Genomic DNA, 1,462 nt, shown 5'->3' on the forward strand with positions numbered 1-1,462 from the left:
CAAAGAGGAGACAGTCATGCAATTGAAGGACGCAACATTGTTCCGCCAGGCGGCCTTGGTCGGCGGCGCGTGGATCGAGGCCGGGGAAGACGGCATCGCCGTCGACAATCCCGCGACCGGCGAGATCCTCGGCCGCGTTCCCAATCTCGGGGCTGCCGAGACGAAAGCGGCGATTGCCGCCGCCGAGGTTGCGCAGAAGGAATGGGCGGCACGCACCGCCAAGGAGCGCGCGGTGATCCTGCGGCGCTGGTTCGAGCTGATGATGGACAATCAGGACGATCTCGGCCGCATCCTGACGGCGGAACAGGGCAAGCCGCTTCCCGAGGCCAAGGGCGAGATCGCCTATGGCGCAAGCTTCATCGAATGGTTTGCCGAGGAGGCCCGGCGCCTCTATGGCGACATCGTGCCCGGCCATCAGAAGGACAAGCGCATCCTTGTCATGAAGCAGCCGATCGGCGTCGTCGCCGCCATCACCCCGTGGAATTTCCCCAATGCGATGATCACGCGCAAGGCCGGCCCTGCCTTTGCCGCCGGCTGCGCCATGGTGCTGAAGCCGGCCTCGCAGACGCCGTTTTCGGCCATCGCCATCGCCATCCTCGCCGAGCGCGCCGGCTTCCCCAAGGGCTTGTTCAGCGTGCTCACCGGTTCGGCCCGCGCCATCGGCGGCGAGATGACCGCAAGCCCGGTCGTGCGCAAGCTGACCTTCACCGGCTCGACCGAAGTCGGCGCCGAGCTCTACCGGCAGAGCGCCCCGACCATCAAGAAGCTCGGACTGGAGCTCGGCGGCAATGCTCCCTTCATCGTCTTCGACGATGCCGATCTCGATGCGGCGGTCGAAGGCGCGCTGATCGCCAAGTTCCGCAACAATGGCCAGACCTGCGTCTGCGCCAACCGGCTCTATGTGCAGGAGGGCGTCTATGACGCCTTTGCCGAGAAGCTGGCGAAGGCGGTCGGTGCATTGAAGACCGGCAACGGTTTCGACGAGGGCATCAATCTCGGCCCGCTGATCGACGAGTCTGCCCTTGCCAAGGTCGAGGAGCATGTCGCCGATGCGCTGTCGAAGGGCGGCCGGGTCGTTGCCGGCGGCCGTCGCCACCGGCTCGGCGGACGCTTCTACGAGGCGACCGTGCTCGCCGACGTCACCCCGGCCATGGCGGTCGCCAAGGAAGAGACCTTCGGGCCGGTCGCACCGCTCTTCCGTTTCAAGGACGAGGCCGATGTCATCGCCCAGGCCAACGACACCGAATTCGGCCTTGCCTCCTATTTCTACGCCAAGGATCTCGCCCGCGTCTTCCGGGTGGCCGAGGCGCTGGAATACGGCATGGTCGGCGTCAATACCGGGCTGATCTCGACGGCCGAAGCCCCCTTCGGCGGCGTCAAGCTTTCCGGCCTCGGCCGCGAGGGCTCGAAATACGGCATCGAGGAATTCACCGAAATCAAATATGTCTGCCTCGGCGGCATC

General features: G+C 65.7%; 1 protein-coding gene. It reads left to right on the top strand.

The annotated features are described in order from the left end of the window. Positions 1 to 16 precede the first annotated feature (16 nt). Positions 17 to 1,462: NADP-dependent succinate-semialdehyde dehydrogenase (gene gabD / locus CO670_RS32320; RefSeq protein ID WP_097594068.1), on the top strand; the 1,446-nt coding region annotated here is incomplete at its 3' end.

This window comes from Rhizobium sp. J15 (assembly GCF_002531825.1).
GTDB lineage: Bacteria > Pseudomonadota > Alphaproteobacteria > Rhizobiales > Rhizobiaceae > Rhizobium.